Origin of the sequence: Bacillus sp. EAC (assembly GCF_002156875.1) — a bacterium.
Lineage (GTDB): Bacteria > Bacillota > Bacilli > Bacillales > Bacillaceae_G > Gottfriedia.
In genome coordinates this window covers 1-16,402 of the sequence record NZ_NCSY01000001.1, presented here as the reverse complement: position 1 = coordinate 16,402, position 16,402 = coordinate 1, and the positions used below count along the sequence as shown (strand labels likewise).

Here is a 16,402-nt window from a genome sequence, read left to right as displayed (position 1 = left end):
TTAAAATGATATAAGTTGAAAAGCTGTAAACCTTTATTTCACTTAGAAATAGATCTATAAATTTATAATATTACTTGTTATTGACAACAAGATTGATAAGTATTATCATTATCTCGAATTCGAGATATTTTTCCAAAAGAAATCATTTTTACAATAGAATAAGGCATTAATACAATAAATATAAAAGTTTTTTAATGAATTTATAATCGTAAAAATTCACCTTACAGGTAATAATGGGAATATTAATAATGGATTTTTTTAAAAATATATCTCGAATTGAAGATTTTTTGCACATCTAGAACTATATTGATTCATTATTCTGTTTATAGACCATTAACAATATTCAAGAATCATAGCTAATTGACCTAGAATGGACAAATTTGCCAAACAAAAGTATTTTCTTGACCTAATAAAAAAAGTTTAGCTAGTTTTTAACTAGAAATACTAAAAATCGAAAGTATAACATTTAATTGGGGGATCCAATGAAAACTCAACATGTAGGTATGACTATAGGGTTATATATGGATTACTTCCTATTAGGTATGATTAATATCATTTTTTCATCTAATATGAGTTTTCTAACAACACAATTAAATACGGATAATTCTGGAATAAGTATCTTAGTTTCAGGTATTGGAATAGGTAAATTAATCACTTTAAGTGTATCAGGTAGGCTCTCAGACAAATTCGGCAGAAAGCCACTTGTTGTAACAGCTTCATTTCTATATTTAATATTTTTAATTGGAATACCACTAGCACCTACTTATGAAATAGCTTTTATTATTGCCATGATTGCTGGGGTAAGTAATTCGATATTAGACTCAGGAGCATATCCTGCACTTATTGAAGCATTTCCAAAAAATTCAGGATTATCTACAGTATTAATTAAAGCATTTATATCAATTGGGGCTATGATTCTGCCAATCATAATTTCATATATTATTAATCATAATATTTATTACGGATATTCATTTTTTGTACTTGCTTTTATCTTTTTTATTAACGGAAGTTTCTTATCTTCAGTTCGTTTTCCTAAGAATACTATTAAAAGTGATGAAGATTACATCAATGAAGAAAATCGAATCAAAATAAAACCAACTATTTGGAAGGAAGGCCTAGCTACCATTTTTATGGGATTTACAACTACAACATTATTTATGGTTGTACAAGTTTGGCTCCCCACATATGGTCTTAGTATTCTTGATATGACTAGAACTGAATCTATTCAGTTATTGAGTTATTTCAACATTGGATCTCTTATTTCCGTTTTAATAATTGCAATAGTTATCAATCGGTTTGTAAGTCCAATCGTAATTTTAATTTTGTATCCTTTCTTAACTTCTTTATCTTTATTGATATTATTATTTAGCCACCAACCTATTTTGGTAGTAATATGTTCTTTTCTTATCGGTTTTACAACGGCAGGTTTATTTCAATTGTGTATTACAGTAATAGTAGAATTCTTCCCTAAAAACAAAGCAACAATATCGGCTTATGTAAGTACCGCATCAAGTTCTGCATTCATAGTAATCCCATTTATTACAGGACAATTAGCAAAAAATATCGATGTGACTGCTGTATTTTGGTTAGACTTTATAATTGCGATCATCAGTATTATACTTGCAACTTTTGTATTTTATCGTCATAAAAAAGTATTCAAAAAAATAGTAATTTCACCTAGTATTAGCAGGGTTTCATATCCGCATCCAAGAAATCTCTGAAATGAATGATTATTTTCTTGTAATTGACTTTTCTAACAAATGTAAATTAAAAAATACAAAATGTTTATATTTTCGAAACATCCATTTGCTATTATTTACTCGAAAGCAAAGTCAAAGGGACATCAATTAGTTTATTAGGAATTCAAAGAGGTGAAATTATGAAAAGAAATATTAGAAAAATATCGATGATTGCGATTAGCAGTTTCCTATTATTATCAGGCTGTTCAGAAGTTCGCGCCGAAAACAAACATATTAAAGATAATGAAAAACTTTTGAATGCCTCAGCAAATGCTAAAAACAGTATAATCGTTTCAAAATCAGACTCAATACAAGATGAAGTTAATAAATTAACACTAAAAGAAAAAATAGGACAAATGATTATTGCTGGCTTTGATGGAACAACATCAATTAATGCAAGTGATCTGATTAAAAATTATAAATTAGGAGGCTTTATATTTTTTGGTACTAATATAAAAAGTCCTAGTCAATTGGTAAATCTAACAAATGATATAAAAACACTTAATAAAACTAACAAGGTTCCTTTATTTATCTCTGTCGATCAGGAAGGCGGTAGGGTAAATCGAATGCCTTCAACAGTTTTAAATACTCCTTCTGCAAGAACAATTGGAAATAAAAATAATGCAAAATACGCATTTAATATTGGGAATATGATCTCTAAAGAGTTATCTTCATTTGGATTCAATACTGACTTTTCACCAGTATTAGATATACAAAGTAATCCTAAAAACACAGTAATTGGAGATCGTTCATTTGGTTCAAATTCAAGTGTAGTTTCTAAAATGGGTGAGAGTATGATGGAGGGAATACGTAAAGGCAATACTATTCCTGTCATTAAACATTTCCCTGGGCACGGAGATACTTCCGTAGATTCGCATTTAGAACTACCTATAGTAAATAAAAATTTATCAAGTTTAAAAAAATTTGAATTAATTCCTTTCAATAATGCAATCAAGAATCATGCGGATATGGTGATGGTAGCGCATATATTAGTAAAGAAAGTAGACTCTAAGTATCCTGCTTCAATGTCAAAAACTGTGATAACTGATCTATTACGAAAGCAATATGGATTTAATGGTGTAGTTATAACTGACGATATGTCAATGGGAGCTATTGGTAAACACTATAATTTAGGTAATGCGGCAGTAATGTCAATAAATGCTGGTAGTAATATTATTCTAATTGGGCATGGAAAAGAAAATGTTAGAACAATTTACAACAGTTTATACACAGCAGTTAAGAATCACAAAATCTCAGAGGATACAATAAATAAAAGTGTCTATAAGATTTTGACATTGAAACAAAAGTATAAACTTAGTAATAATAAGGTTTCACCTGTAAATGTTTCAAATTTAAATAAACAAATTAAACAAACTATTGCTAATAACAATGAGACTAGTAATATCAATAACTCTCTTCTTATGAATATTGCAACAAAAGCTAAAGATGGAAAAATCATAAATGCCCAATTTAATGTCCTTAATACGAATATAGAAGCAATAAGGAAAAAATGGGGAAAAGAAGCGAGTAGTAGTTATGTTGCCGCTGCTAAAGGAACATTTAGCACCTATCCTAAGAGATACGTAGTAATTGGATATGAAAAAGGCCATAAAATATTTGAATTACGATCTTTTGATCCTCATTTAAAAGAATTATCTATAAATGATATAAAATATTATTTTGGGTCTCCAAGTTCAGAGTATTCTACTTCAAATAACGAAAAAATAATCACTTATTCTATTGGTTCCAATTTGCTTAAATTTGTTTTTCCTTTAAAGAATCAAAATATAAAATTGGATCATTATTCAATTTATAATCCAGAAATTGCTAAAAATAATATGAGTAATTAATACGCTGAGCTATCCTAGGAAAATTAAAAACCTGTTCTCAAATCGGAGCAGGTTTTTTAATATTCTTTGAATTTATTAAACATAAGGTTTTAATACTCATCTTAATAACTGTGATTTTAACAATTTGAACAAAATGATTTGATAAAGTTTTTCAGACACCAAGAGGACAAATCCTTAAATAAAGTTGTAACAAAATGACATTTTAGTAATTCTTCATCTAAATAGAGAACTTTTCAATTTAAAAAACTAAATTTGTTTTTCACAAAAAAGTTTATAAAAATAATTTTATATTTATTTTCGCGATATAGTTTTGTATTTTATTCGTTTTTATTAATAACTAAAATGAATCATTATCATAACAAGAATGTCATTTACCAGAAAATTATATCACCATATAATAACCTTAACATTTAGAAAAGTCTAATTCATCTGTTTTTTTAACGGATTAATTCCGCTGTCCATAAATGTAATTTTTGTTAGAGGTGATGCAAAAGATGAAAAAACGAACTAAGTGGTACAAGGGAAGAACTGCGACTTGTATAGTTGCTTCAGCCCTAGTAATATCTAATGCTAAATTTATTTTTGATGCTCCAATAAGTGAGGCGCAAGGATCTAGTCCCAATGATGCGATGACACGTGTTGTGGTCGAAATGGAAGGAGCTCCTGCCATTCAAACCATGCCTCAATTAGAACATATTGGAACTGTTTCCAAAACAATAGTAAGAAAGATAAAAGAACAAACTGAGAATTTGAAACAGTCTCATTGGAAAGTAATACAAGAAATAATAGAAAAGAAGATTCCATTCAACAAATCTAACGAATATACGTTCATATTTAACGGAGTTTCATTACAAGTACCCAAAAACAAAGTTGATGAACTGCGTTCCCTTCCAGGTGTAAAGGCAATTTATCCCGATCAGGAATATCACGCAGACTTAGTCAACAGTGTTCCTTTAATCGGTGCCCCTGATGTCTGGTCTAAGCATGACAATGAAAATCAAGAAGTTACTGGGAAAGGAGTCACAGTCGCTGTCATTGACACTGGTGTGGACTATGACCACCCTGACCTCGGTGGGGCGTTCGGTTCAGAGCATAAAGTAGTTGGGGGATATGATTTTGTCAATAATGATAATGATCCTATGGATGACTATGGACATGGTACTCATGTCGCGGGAATCATTGCTGCGCATGGAAAATTGACGGGTGTGGCACCAGACGCCTCGATTACAGCTTATAAAGTCTTAAACGAAAACGGTATAGGAAATACATCTGATATCATTGCAGGAATTGAAGCGTCTATTTCTCCGGACAATCCATTCCCGGCTGATATCATTAATATGAGCATAAGTGGACCTGGGGATGGCAGTGATCCAATCTCCCAAGCTGCCCAAAATGCCGTTGATGCTGGTGTAGTTGTTGTCGCTGCAGCAGGGAATGCAGGACCTGATTATGGTACCATTGGTGCTCCAGCTATTGCTGAGGGGGTACTTGCTGTTGGTGCAAGTGTAAGCGGTATCAAAGTACCTGACGCGAAGATGGTTGCACCACTTGAAGAGAATTTATCCGTTACTCGCCTTGGGTTTTCTGCTAATCTACCTGATACAGCAATTACTCGTGATCTGGTGGATGTTGGAGAAGGTGGAATGGAAAGCTATAATGGGTTAGATGTAAAAGGAAAAATTGTACTAATTCAATTACCATTAGGTTCAGATGGACGGACAGAGGCGATTACAGCACAAGAAAAAGGGGCAGTCTCTGCGATTTTTTTCACGCCTGAGCAAACTGGACCTGTTTTTAAATTAGGAGATACTATTCCATCTCAATATACAACTAACTCTTTTGATGAGTTACAACCACAACATCAATTCCTGACAAGTTCAACTTTAGACAGCCAGTTAGAATCGCTAGTCGCTATGCAAATTAATGGATCAAAAGCTGGGGAATTAAAGTCTTATTTAGCTAAAGGACCTGTTAAAATTACGATTTCAGGAAAAGACATAACGGATCAAATTGCAAACTTTAGTTCGCGTGGTCATTCCGAATTTCGAGCAAAGCCTGATTTAGTCGCTCCAGGCGTTGAAATCAATTCGACATTTATCAAGACAGAAAGTAATGATTCAGGTTATACAAAATTAAGCGGGACAAGCATGGCTGCTCCTCATGTGGCGGGTGCAGCTGCACTTCTGAAACAACTTAAGCCGTCATGGAATGCTAGCGAAATTTCTAGCGCTTTAAAAGAAACCGCAAAACCGCTGGCATCATATGATTTGCTTACACAAGGAACAGGAAGACTGGACGTAAAGGCTGCAGCGGAAACCAAGGTTATAGCCTCTCCTAATGCATTAAATTTAGGATTTGCTGATTTGAAAGATTCGGAGATTCATAGAAATGCTTCATTATCTTTGAATAATAAAGGCGATGTACCAGTTGATATGGATCTCACTATTAAAGACGATACAAAATCCGGGGCGGCCGTTACTATGAATCCATCTCATATTCATATTGAACCAGGTAAACAGGTCAATGTTGAAGTGAATATTAACATGAATCGACCGAATCAAGATACGGATATCTCAGGTTGGGTAGAAGGAAATATCCAATCTGCAAAAGATTCGCAGCATTTACGCGTGCCATACAAATTAATTGCAAGGCATTTCCGAATTACTGCATCACCTGATCCAATTGGATCAACTGTGAGTGAAACAACTGCCTATATTTTCAGCCCGGTTGATCTGACACAAGCTCCTAAAGTAACAGTACGAACTCCAAGTGGAAAAACAAATGAAGTGACTGCTGTCTTAGATCATGATCGCTGGTGGAAGTTGCAAGTTCAAACAAATGAAGTGGGAATATATCGGATTGATGCAAGTACCACAGTCAAAAATTCAGCTAATGAGGAATCTACAATAATAGGTTCTGGTTTTCTGGAAAAATTACCTACAGATAATGAACACGCTTCAACCTGGAAATCTATTGGCCCTTACTCTAATGCAGGACTGATGAATTTTGACTTGAAAAATCCTAAGGACATGACAGTTTTACCTTCATCGACTCTATCATTGTTCCGTACTGAAGATAGGTCAGAAACTTGGCATGAGTATAGAAATTTCCCTGTAGCAGGAGGAGTAGCTGCTGATCTATTGGCTGATCCTACCGATGAAAAAAATATGTATGTGGCTATTAATTCTAAAAATAGTGATCCAACTTATATTGGTAAAATAGTAGCAAGCAAAGACGGGGGAAAAACATGGAACACTTTATCTTTTCCGAACATCGAGATATCTGATTTAGTAATTGATAAAAGTGGGCAAAAACTGGTTGCTGTTTCGAGTAACGAAGTTTATGTTAGCTTGGACAGAGGAATGAGTTGGGAGAAGCTACCTGGATGGTGGGGATTTCTTAATAATGCAATTCTTCTGAATAACGACCTATATATTTCAGCAGGTTATGATGGCGTTTACTTATTTAAAGATGTATTCTCTGGATCATCTTTATCTGAGCTATTGTATCAGCCACCTTTTCCTTTTAGAAGTACAAAAGAGATCGAAGGCAATGAAAGTATGCTAATTGTTAGCACTTTTGGTGGCGGATTGTACGCTTCATATAACAAAGGTAAAGATTGGAAAGAACTTACTCACTCTCAAATACCATTTAATAATGTATCTCACTTAGAGATTCTGGAAGGCGATATTTATGTAGGGACTGGTTATGATGGAATAATGGTGAGTCGCGACAAAGGAAAAACATGGGAAACTTGGAAAAAACCGCTTCCTGGGTCTAACTCCTATGAAGTCGATTTCGCCATTGGGCCAAAATCTTCTCCTAAAGGGATTCGACCAATATATGTATCTTCTGAACAGGCAGGGATATATGGAACTCAGGATAAAAGTGAATCATATAAACGAATCGGTATTCCTGGAGCAACGGTTTACGGCCTGGCTATTACTCGGAACTCTAAAGGATATCAGTTACTTGCCGGGACTGACTCCAACACGTACATGACAGCGTTACCAATTCAAAGCAAGGTTGATTCCGCAACATTAGAATGGGGAGCGGCGGAAGGTGAAGGAAGAGTAGGAGAACAAGTGTATCAAATCGCTACTTCTCCAACAGAGGCTAATGTCGTTTACAAGATACGCTTTAGTGCATTTGGGACTATGAACGTATACCGAAGTAATGATGGTGGAGAAAAATGGGATTTGAAATTTGAAGATAGCGGAGTCCCAATTGCCATGCTGATTAACCCAGCTGACTCGAAACAAATCATGATCTCATATGTTATCCCAGCGAGCGGAGAAACAGGTATATATATCAGTAAAGATGCTGGGGAGAATTGGAAAAAAATTAAGCATGAACACAAATTTACAGCTTTAGTATCCGCTGATCCTAACAATCCTAACCGGATTTGGGCAGGTGGAAATGACGGTCTATTCTTGTCCAATGATATGGGTCAATCATTCCAAAAAATTCAAAACATACCGGTAAGCAGTATTGCTATTGACTCACACAATCCGAGCCATTTAGTGATCGGTGGAAACCATTTATATCTAAGCAATGACGGGGGGAAAACAATAGAAAAAGCAAAAGGTGCGGGTGTTGATGAGCTCAACATATATGTAAATGATATTATAGTTTCGCCTAATAACAATAATATCGTTTATGCAGCCACGGGTTCCTTTTATGAATATGGATTGCTTAAGGGAGGTCGCGGTCTGTTAAAAAGTGTGGATGGAGGAAAAACTTGGTCTAATTTATCCGAGGGCCTCGAGAATAGAAATGCTACAGCAATTGAACTTTCTCCAGACGAAGAATATTTGTTTGTCGGAACTCAAGGTGGCAGTGTTCACAGAATAAAATTGTCTAATAAACGTTAAAAATAATAACGTTGAAAAAAACTCCCCTTTCGCTTAATGGAAGGGGAGTTTTTTAGATGAACTTTTATGAATTAATCAAAATATTATCAGTTCCTCCTACTTCAAGACTTGTCAATTTCACATATGCAACCAACAAGTCCATAAAATTTCTAGCAGCAGATCCAATATACTTTTCTTTATGATGTACAATGGCAATTTCCTTAGTAATTACAGGATTCACTATTTTAATTACTTTAAGGGCTTCAGAATTCTCCGAAGTGAGAAGAGTATTGGGAAGTATGGTAGCTCCAATTCCTGCTTTTACTATACTCAAAATGGAATTAACATCAGTTAATTCTATGATTGGCTTGAAGACAAATCCCATAGATGTCGCGGCATCATCAATTAATTTTCGGCAATTGTGGTTTATAGGACTTAGGACAAGTTGAATGTCCTTAATCTCTTCAAAATCAACTTTTTCTCTTTCAGCTAAAAGATGGTCAAAAGGAACAACTAAATAAAATTCTTCATTATATAAAGGGATATTTGATAACAGTTCATTCTCTAAAGACATGTGTGTCAATGCTATGTCGATTTCATTTTGAATAACTCTATCCTCAATATTATCAGACATAATGATCTTCATTTGTAAATAGGGATGCATTCGATGAAGCTCTAGGAAAATTACAGACGCAAGCTGACTTAACTCTTCCGACATTGCACCAATGATCAGTTTACCCCTTTTTACTTTTTGAAGCTCTCCAATTTGTTCATAGATATATTTTATATTAGTGAATATTTTTTCGGATTCTTCTTTTAGAATCTTACCTGCCTCAGTAATGGCAATTTTTTTACCTAATCGATCAAATAAACGAACCCCTAATCTATCTTCTAGGGCTCTCACTTGACGGCTTAAAGCAGGTTGTGAAATTCCTAATTTCTCTGCAGCCTTTGTAAAATGTAATTCCTCACAAATAGCTATAAAGTATTCCAATTCTCTTAATTCCATCATTTCACTTCTCTCTATTCTAGATGATATTATTTAATGTACTAATTTATTTTTACTTAAAGAGGATGGTATCAAAAACATCCCAAAATAGCTTATTGCTTTTACTCAATTATATAAGAGAGAAAACCGAATAAAAAACCGCTCATTCCCATAATAAACGATTTAATACAGATACAACAACTCAGGAGTACTAATAGTAATCTTAGTAATTCTTACCAACTTCTATTGCGATACATTTAGATACTATAGAATTTTACTTGTGAAAATCGCATACTTCTTTTCAAATAGTGAACTCTCTACCATTTATCTTAATAGGTGGTGTTTTAAACATAAAGTTGTGAGCTAGCTTAAAAATTTTTATTTAACACAAAATATAAAAGGCTATTGACAAAAAAAATAATAAGTATTAATATTATCTCGTATTCAAGATATTTTAATTCGAAATAATTTTTAGGAGGGTTGAAATTAATGGAGAAGAAATGTAAAAATCAACCATTTCTACTCTTAATGCAAACATCTAAAGCAATTCATGACCAAATAAAAGACGAAATCGCAAAATTCAACTTAGGTATAACTGAGTTTTCTGTTTTAGAGGTACTATATCAAAAAGAGAAACAAACAATACAACAAATTGGAAATTCCATATTGGTCTCAAGTGGTTCGATGACTTATGTAATAGATAAGCTAGAACAAAGAAGTTTATTATGCAGAATTCCATGTCCGGATGATCGCCGAGTAATACATGTGGAATTAACTGATGATGGAAATGAATTGATGAACCAAATTATGCCGAAATACCACGATTTAATTAATAGCATGTTTGATTCATTAGATTTAGATGAGACTTATACTTTTGTGAAGCTTATGAAAAAAGTAAGAAATAAAGTTTAAATTTTAATTTTTTTTACTACATTATCTCGAATTCGAGATAAATATATTTTAGGAGGATTTAACGTGATAAATGTTGGTTTATTAATGATTCGTTTAGTAATTGGTTTATTATTCATTGGGCACGGTGCTCAAAAATTATTTGGTTGGTTCAGTGGATACGGATTGAAAGGTACTGGTGGATGGTTTGAATCGATTGGCATGAAACCAGGAGTAACAATAGCGCTAATCGCGGGGCTAGCAGAATTAATTGGCGGAATACTGTTTGCTTTTGGACTTTTAACACCTGTAGCAGGAATTTTGATTGCAGGAACTATGGCAATGGCAATTATTAAGGTTCATGCGCCAAACGGAATATGGGCAACATCAAATGGATATGAATATAACCTAACTTTACTAGTAGTTGCAATTAGTGTAGTTTTAACCGGTCCTGGTAAATATGCTTTAGATACATTTTTATTCTAAAGTATATCGAATTAATAATTCTTAAATGCAAAATAATTTAAATCGTTTTTATTTATAGTCTAGGCACAAATAAAGTTATCAAGTTTCTTTTAATAACTAGAACTTTAATTTAAAAGGGGTGTCGAAAAATGAGTAAGAAAACAATGGGTATTCACCATATCACAGCAATCGTAGGAGCTCCTCAGGAAAATGTAGATTTTTATGCAGGAATTTTAGGGTTGCGTATGGTTAAGCAAACAGTCAATTTTGATGATCCAGGTACTTATCACCTTTATTTTGGAAATGAAGGTGGAAAACCAGGAACAATTATTACGTTCTTCCCTTGGGCAAGAGCTCACAAGGGAAGAATTGGAGATGGTCAGGTAGGAGTTACTTCATATGTAGTTCCAAATGGGGCTATGGAATTTTGGAAAAAAAGACTAGAAAAATTCAATGTTCCTTTTACAATCATGAATCGCTTTGGAGAACAATATTTGCAATTTGATGATCCTCATGGTCTTCACTTAGAAATTGTTGAAAGGGAAGAAGGTGAAATCAATACTTGGACATTCCGTGAAGTTACACCTGAAGTTGCTATCAAAGGTTTTGGTGGTGCAACTTTATTTTCTACCCAGCCTAACAAAACAGCTGAATTGTTAGAAAAAGTAATGGGACTTGAAATAGTTGGTATAGAGGGAGATTTTGCGCGATATCGTTCAACTGCGGATATTGGAAATATTATCGACGTAAAATTAACTAGTAGTGGAAGTGGGCAAATGGGTGTTGGAACAGTACACCACATTGCATGGCGAGCAAGTGATGACAAGGATCAATTGGATTGGCAAAAATACATTTCATCCAATGGATATGGTGTCACACCTGTTCAAGACAGAAATTATTTTAATGCCATTTACTTTAGAGAACATGGTGAAATTCTATTCGAAATTGCGACTGATCCTCCAGGATTTGCTCATGATGAATCCCAAAAAACTATGGGTGAAAAATTGATGTTGCCATCACAGTATGAACCCCATAGAGCAAAAATAGAGCAAATTTTGCTACCAATACAAGTAAGAGAACTTGACTGATAAGAAAGAACTGGTTTGAATACTTTACTTTCATTGGATCCAGATATCTTTTCGGAAAGAGAATAAATAATTATAAAAGAGCCAATCGACATATGTCGATTAGCTCTTTTATTTACCTTTAAAAATTAATAGGAATTTTTTATAGGCAATGAATTAAAATTTTTTAGTCAATTTCAGATTGTTAATTAATTTGTAACAAGTTTTCGGGAAATTTCTTGTTCCTATTGAAACTATTCGATAACTTTAACTTTCAACTTAACATCAACATTGCCTTTTAATGCTTTCGAATAAGGACAAAAACCATGCGCTTCTTTCACAAGTTCTACTGCAACATCTTGTGGAACACCTTTAATTTGTGCATTTAGCGTAACTGCTAATGAAAAAGGGTTATCTGTTTCATCTTTTAATAAGCTAACTTCTGCTGTAATAGATGACTCAATTTTTTGCTTGTTTTTCTTAGCAATAAAGTTTAATGCACCATCAAAACATGCTGAATATCCAGCTGCAAATAGTTGTTCAGGATTAGATCCAACCTTATTAGTATTTGCATTTGGCGTAGTTAATTGTAAATCTATCAAGCCATCATCTGATTTAACACTTCCTTCGCGACCACCAGAAGTAGTAGCTTTCGACGTAAATAATACGACCATTCTTAATCACCTCATCTAATAATTAAATGTACATTTTTCATAACGTTAGTATGGATTATACACACTCCAACTATTCTCAAAAAACACTCACACTCTATAAAATTTTAAATTTTTTTTATAACAGTTTTGAAAATAAGATTAGGGAGACTCTTATGAAATAACGAGACATCTTAGAACCCAATTGTGAGATTCGATGTGGAGGCTTGATTGATCGTGCAGATTAAGGGAACGATTTTGGTAATATCAATAATCTAATGTAACTGGTTAAATAGCATAAAGTAAAATGTTCAAATTTAGCAAATGATATATTTTGTGAAGTTTAATTAATAAAAAAATTTTTATACTTTAAAAGGTATAGGAGGTATTCAAACTTAAGAGATTCTTATTCATCGTAGTTATCACTTAAAATAACTTAAGTAAAAGTTTGATTAAAATGCAGAATAAGTGTAGTAAGATACTGATTTTCGGAATATGGAAGACATAAAAATAGTATTTACTTTCATAATATACTTTTAAATATTATTATCTTTTACTAGTGTATACAAATTAGGAGGCGGAAAATTGAATTATCGTATTGAAAAAGATTCAATTGGCGAGATAAAAGTACTAGTAGATAAACTTTGGGGAGCACAAACACAACGAAGCTTTGAAAATTTTAAAATTGGCTCAGAGAAAATGCCCATTCAATTAATTTATGCTTTGGCATTAATTAAGAAAAGTGCAGCAATAACAAATAAAAAACTAGGTAAATTGGATAGTGAAAAAGCAGACGCAATTGTAGAGGCCGTAAATGAAATTTTAGAAAGAAAACATGACCATCATTTTCCACTTGTTGTTTGGCAAACTGGAAGTGGTACACAAACTAATATGAATGTTAATGAAGTGATCGCTCATCGTGGGAATCAAATCTTAGAAGTGAATAGTAGTGAAAAGATAATTCATCCTAATGATGATGTCAATATGTCTCAGAGTTCTAATGATACATTTCCGACTGCAATGCATATTGCGTGCACCCTTTCATTAAATGAGCAATTGTTACCTGCTTTAAGTAAATTGAAAAATACTTTTAAAGAAAAAGTGGATAAATATAAAAATACAATTAAAATAGGTCGAACACATTTACAGGATGCAACCCCGTTAACTTTAGGTCAAGAAATTAGTGGTTGGCATCGAATGCTTGAAAAAAATGAGCAAATGATAGTGGATAGTATGAAATTTATTGCTGAGCTTGCTATTGGTGGTACAGCGGTAGGAACAGGGATCAATGCACATCCTAGTTTTGGTAAGATGATGGCTGAGGAAATTAGTTCGTTAACCGGATTCTGTTTCACTTCTGCAGAAAATAAATTTCAAGCATTAACAAGTCATGATGAAATCGTTTATACTCATGGAGCTTTAAAAGGATTGGCAGCAGATTTAATGAAAATTGCTAATGATGTACGATGGATGGCGAGTGGTCCAAGAAGTGGTATAGGTGAAATAACAATCCCTTCAAATGAACCTGGAAGTTCAATTATGCCAGGGAAAGTGAATCCAACTCAATCAGAAGCACTGACGATGGTTGTTACACAAATTATGGGAAATGATGTGACAATTGGATTTGCTGCGAGTCAAGGGAACTTCGAATTGAACGTTTTTAAACCAGTGATTATCTATAATTTTTTACAGTCGGTGCGATTACTTTCAGACGCAATTACCTCATTTGATGATCATTGCGTGAAGGGGATCGAAGCAAATATAGAAGTTATTGAACAAAACTTAAATCGATCACTTATGCTAGTAACTTCATTAAACCCTCATATTGGTTATGAAAAAGCAGCTGCGATTGCTAAGTTAGCATATAAAGAAGGCACTACACTCAAAGAAGCTGCATTAAAAACAGGTTATTTATCAGAAGAAGATTTCGACCGAATTGTAAGACCAGAAAATATGATAAAGCCGGTTGAATAAGTATTTAGAAAGAAGAGAAATACTTAGGAAAAAAGACACTCCGGTAGTGTCTTTTTATACGGGTTTATAGGATTGATCGAAAAGGGCAAAACAAATAAACAAATATACCGCTTAGCAAAAGAACAAATACTGATTATTCATTGTTTAATTTTAAATATGCTATAATCTTTCAAAAGGAGGTACTAGCGTGGCCAGACATAAAGAATATGATGAAAAAGAAGTTTTACAAAAAGCAACTGAACTATTTAGGTATCAAGGTTACGAAAAAACCTCATTGCAAGATCTTGTTACTCATATGGGGATTCACCGAAGAAGTTTATATGATACATTTGGTGACAAACATACCTTATTTATTAAAGCATTGGAACATTATGATAACAATATGAAGAAAAAAATGGATATAGAAGTTAAGAAATCACCAACTGCGAAAGATGCTATTAGAGGTTTATTAGAAATGGCCATTTCAAAAGATAACGAAAAGTCAATTGGTTGTTTGACTGTGAATAGTGCGGTTGAGTTGACTTTACATGATCAAGAAGTAGCAGAAAAAATTGAACAAAATTTTTCTAAAACAGAAAAAATGATCCTTGAAATACTGTTAGGTGGACAAAAATCAGGAGAAATTTCTAATCACCATGATATAGAAAAACTATCTCAGTTTTTTCATAATTCTTTTGTAGGTTTACGAGTATTAGTCAAAACAACTAACGATAAAAATAAACTAAAAAATGTGATTGATACGACACTCTCAGTATTAGATTAATTATTTTTAGTTTGATGACATTACTTTTAAAGTCTTTTTGAAAAAATGACTGAAAAGGGTTACATACAATTGAAAAAAAAAATTATTAAATTCCAACAGATTTCTACAATCTTTTTGTGAAAGAAAACGAGTTAACTAAAAGCAGTTAACTTTTTTTATTCCTACTTATTGATTATGAACTATCGAGAACGAACGGTAAAAAATAATTCTTTACCGTTCGTTCTCGATATGTTATAAATATAAAGGTCGATGGAGGTTAATAATTGTACTGAAGATTAGAACTAGTAAACAATAAAAGTATCGAAAATTAATATAATTATAGTTTTATATAACAAAATTTCGAAACAAGCGTTAATTAAAAATACAATTATTGGAGCAAGTATTCAGACTGAAATTTTTATATTAATCAAGTTACCTAACTGCGATTCTTCACAAATCGTGATATTGTGGAAAAGTAAATATATCCTTTCTATTAATCGCGGAGTTGTATAAGTTTGTATATTTAAGAATGAACATTCCCGAAAGAGAAACGAATGGCAATTATAGGGTAAATTGTTAATAAGGTTATAAAAGATAAGAATTAAAATTATGTCTTAGAAAGGAAAATGAATGTGAAAAGAATGTTATTAATTATATTATTAATGTCTTGCGGGGCAACTTTTGTAACACCATTATTTCCGCTGTATAGCGAATATTATCAATTAAACAGTTTGCAAATTACGATTTTGTTTGCAATCTATGCTGCATTCCTCTTACCGACTCTACTTGTTGTGGGGGCTAAAGGAAGTGCTTGGGGACTGAAAAAAGTTCTTAACATTAGTATTTTGATTTCAATAGTTTCAACTTTACTCATGATTGGTAGTACTGAAGCGTGGATGATATATGTTGGAAGAAGTTTAGAGGGAATTGCGTATGGTTCGTTTACTGGTACGTCTGTGGCTTTTCTAATTAGACAATCAGATCCCAAAAAAATTGGTAAAGCCATTAAATATTCAGGAGTTACTGTACTAGTTGGCTTTGGTCTTGGACCAGCAATTGCGGCTTTCATGTTACAATATTTTCCTATTCAACCACTTAGATTACCATTTTGGATCTTAATTGGATTATTAATTATCTCAGGTGTCATACTAGAATCTTTACCAAAGGATGTAGTTTCGAAAGAGCAAAA

Annotated in this window: 11 protein-coding genes; 9 read left to right on the top strand and 2 right to left on the bottom strand. The window is 33.0% G+C overall.

The window, feature by feature from the left end; all coding sequences use genetic code 11:
• Positions 1-482 precede the first annotated feature (482 nt).
• The 3 genes from B7R65_RS00055 (at position 483) to B7R65_RS00045 (ending at position 8,463) form a co-directional block, all read left to right on the top strand.
• Complete coding sequence (locus tag B7R65_RS00055; RefSeq protein WP_088040564.1) at positions 483-1,721, top strand: MFS transporter; 1,239 nt, start codon at positions 483-485, stop codon at positions 1,719-1,721.
• A 158-nt stretch (positions 1,722-1,879) separates the two neighbouring features.
• On the top strand, positions 1,880-3,589 hold the full coding sequence (gene nagZ / locus B7R65_RS00050; protein ID WP_088040562.1) for a beta-N-acetylhexosaminidase: 1,710 nt from the start codon (positions 1,880-1,882) through the stop codon (positions 3,587-3,589).
• A gap of 494 nt (positions 3,590-4,083) precedes the next feature.
• Complete coding sequence (locus B7R65_RS00045; protein ID WP_179194712.1) at positions 4,084-8,463, top strand: S8 family serine peptidase; 4,380 nt, start codon at positions 4,084-4,086, stop codon at positions 8,461-8,463.
• Positions 8,464-8,527: 64 nt separating this feature from the next.
• Here the strand turns inward: B7R65_RS00045 and B7R65_RS00040 are convergent, their stop codons facing one another.
• Positions 8,528-9,454: a LysR family transcriptional regulator gene (locus B7R65_RS00040; RefSeq protein ID WP_256941095.1), complete on the bottom strand. Its 927-nt coding sequence runs from the start codon at positions 9,452-9,454 to the stop codon at positions 8,528-8,530.
• A gap of 465 nt (positions 9,455-9,919) precedes the next feature.
• Here B7R65_RS00040 and B7R65_RS00035 point away from each other — a divergent pair, with 465 nt between their 5' ends.
• The 3 genes from B7R65_RS00035 to B7R65_RS00025 all read left to right on the top strand — a co-directional run bounded on the left by B7R65_RS00035 (position 9,920) and on the right by B7R65_RS00025 (position 11,871).
• On the top strand, positions 9,920-10,342 hold the full coding sequence (locus B7R65_RS00035) for a MarR family winged helix-turn-helix transcriptional regulator (RefSeq protein WP_088040556.1): 423 nt from the start codon (positions 9,920-9,922) through the stop codon (positions 10,340-10,342).
• Positions 10,343-10,405: 63 nt separating this feature from the next.
• Positions 10,406-10,804: a DoxX family protein gene (locus tag B7R65_RS00030; RefSeq protein ID WP_088040554.1), complete on the top strand. Its 399-nt coding sequence runs from the start codon at positions 10,406-10,408 to the stop codon at positions 10,802-10,804.
• A 128-nt stretch (positions 10,805-10,932) separates the two neighbouring features.
• The gene (locus tag B7R65_RS00025) at positions 10,933-11,871 is read left to right on the top strand and encodes a ring-cleaving dioxygenase (RefSeq protein ID WP_088040553.1); all 939 of its coding nucleotides are present in this window, start codon (positions 10,933-10,935) and stop codon (positions 11,869-11,871) included.
• 230 nt (positions 11,872-12,101) lie between these two features.
• On the opposite strand, the gene B7R65_RS00020 is transcribed toward B7R65_RS00025, so the two are convergent.
• Positions 12,102-12,521 carry an organic hydroperoxide resistance protein gene (locus tag B7R65_RS00020; RefSeq protein ID WP_088040551.1) on the bottom strand — a complete coding sequence of 140 codons (420 nt, stop codon included), beginning with the start codon at positions 12,519-12,521 and terminating at the stop codon, positions 12,102-12,104.
• A 561-nt stretch (positions 12,522-13,082) separates the two neighbouring features.
• Between B7R65_RS00020 and fumC the strand changes: the two genes are divergently transcribed.
• The 3 genes from fumC to B7R65_RS00005 all read left to right on the top strand — a co-directional run.
• A complete protein-coding gene (gene fumC, locus B7R65_RS00015) occupies positions 13,083-14,471 on the top strand; it encodes a class II fumarate hydratase (RefSeq protein ID WP_088040550.1) in 1,389 nt (462 codons plus the stop codon).
• A 187-nt stretch (positions 14,472-14,658) separates the two neighbouring features.
• On the top strand, positions 14,659-15,234 hold the full coding sequence (locus B7R65_RS00010) for a TetR/AcrR family transcriptional regulator (protein ID WP_088040548.1): 576 nt from the start codon (positions 14,659-14,661) through the stop codon (positions 15,232-15,234).
• A gap of 620 nt (positions 15,235-15,854) precedes the next feature.
• Positions 15,855-16,402 (top strand): MFS transporter (locus B7R65_RS00005; RefSeq protein WP_256941094.1); only part of this gene is annotated, 548 nt, incomplete at its 3' end.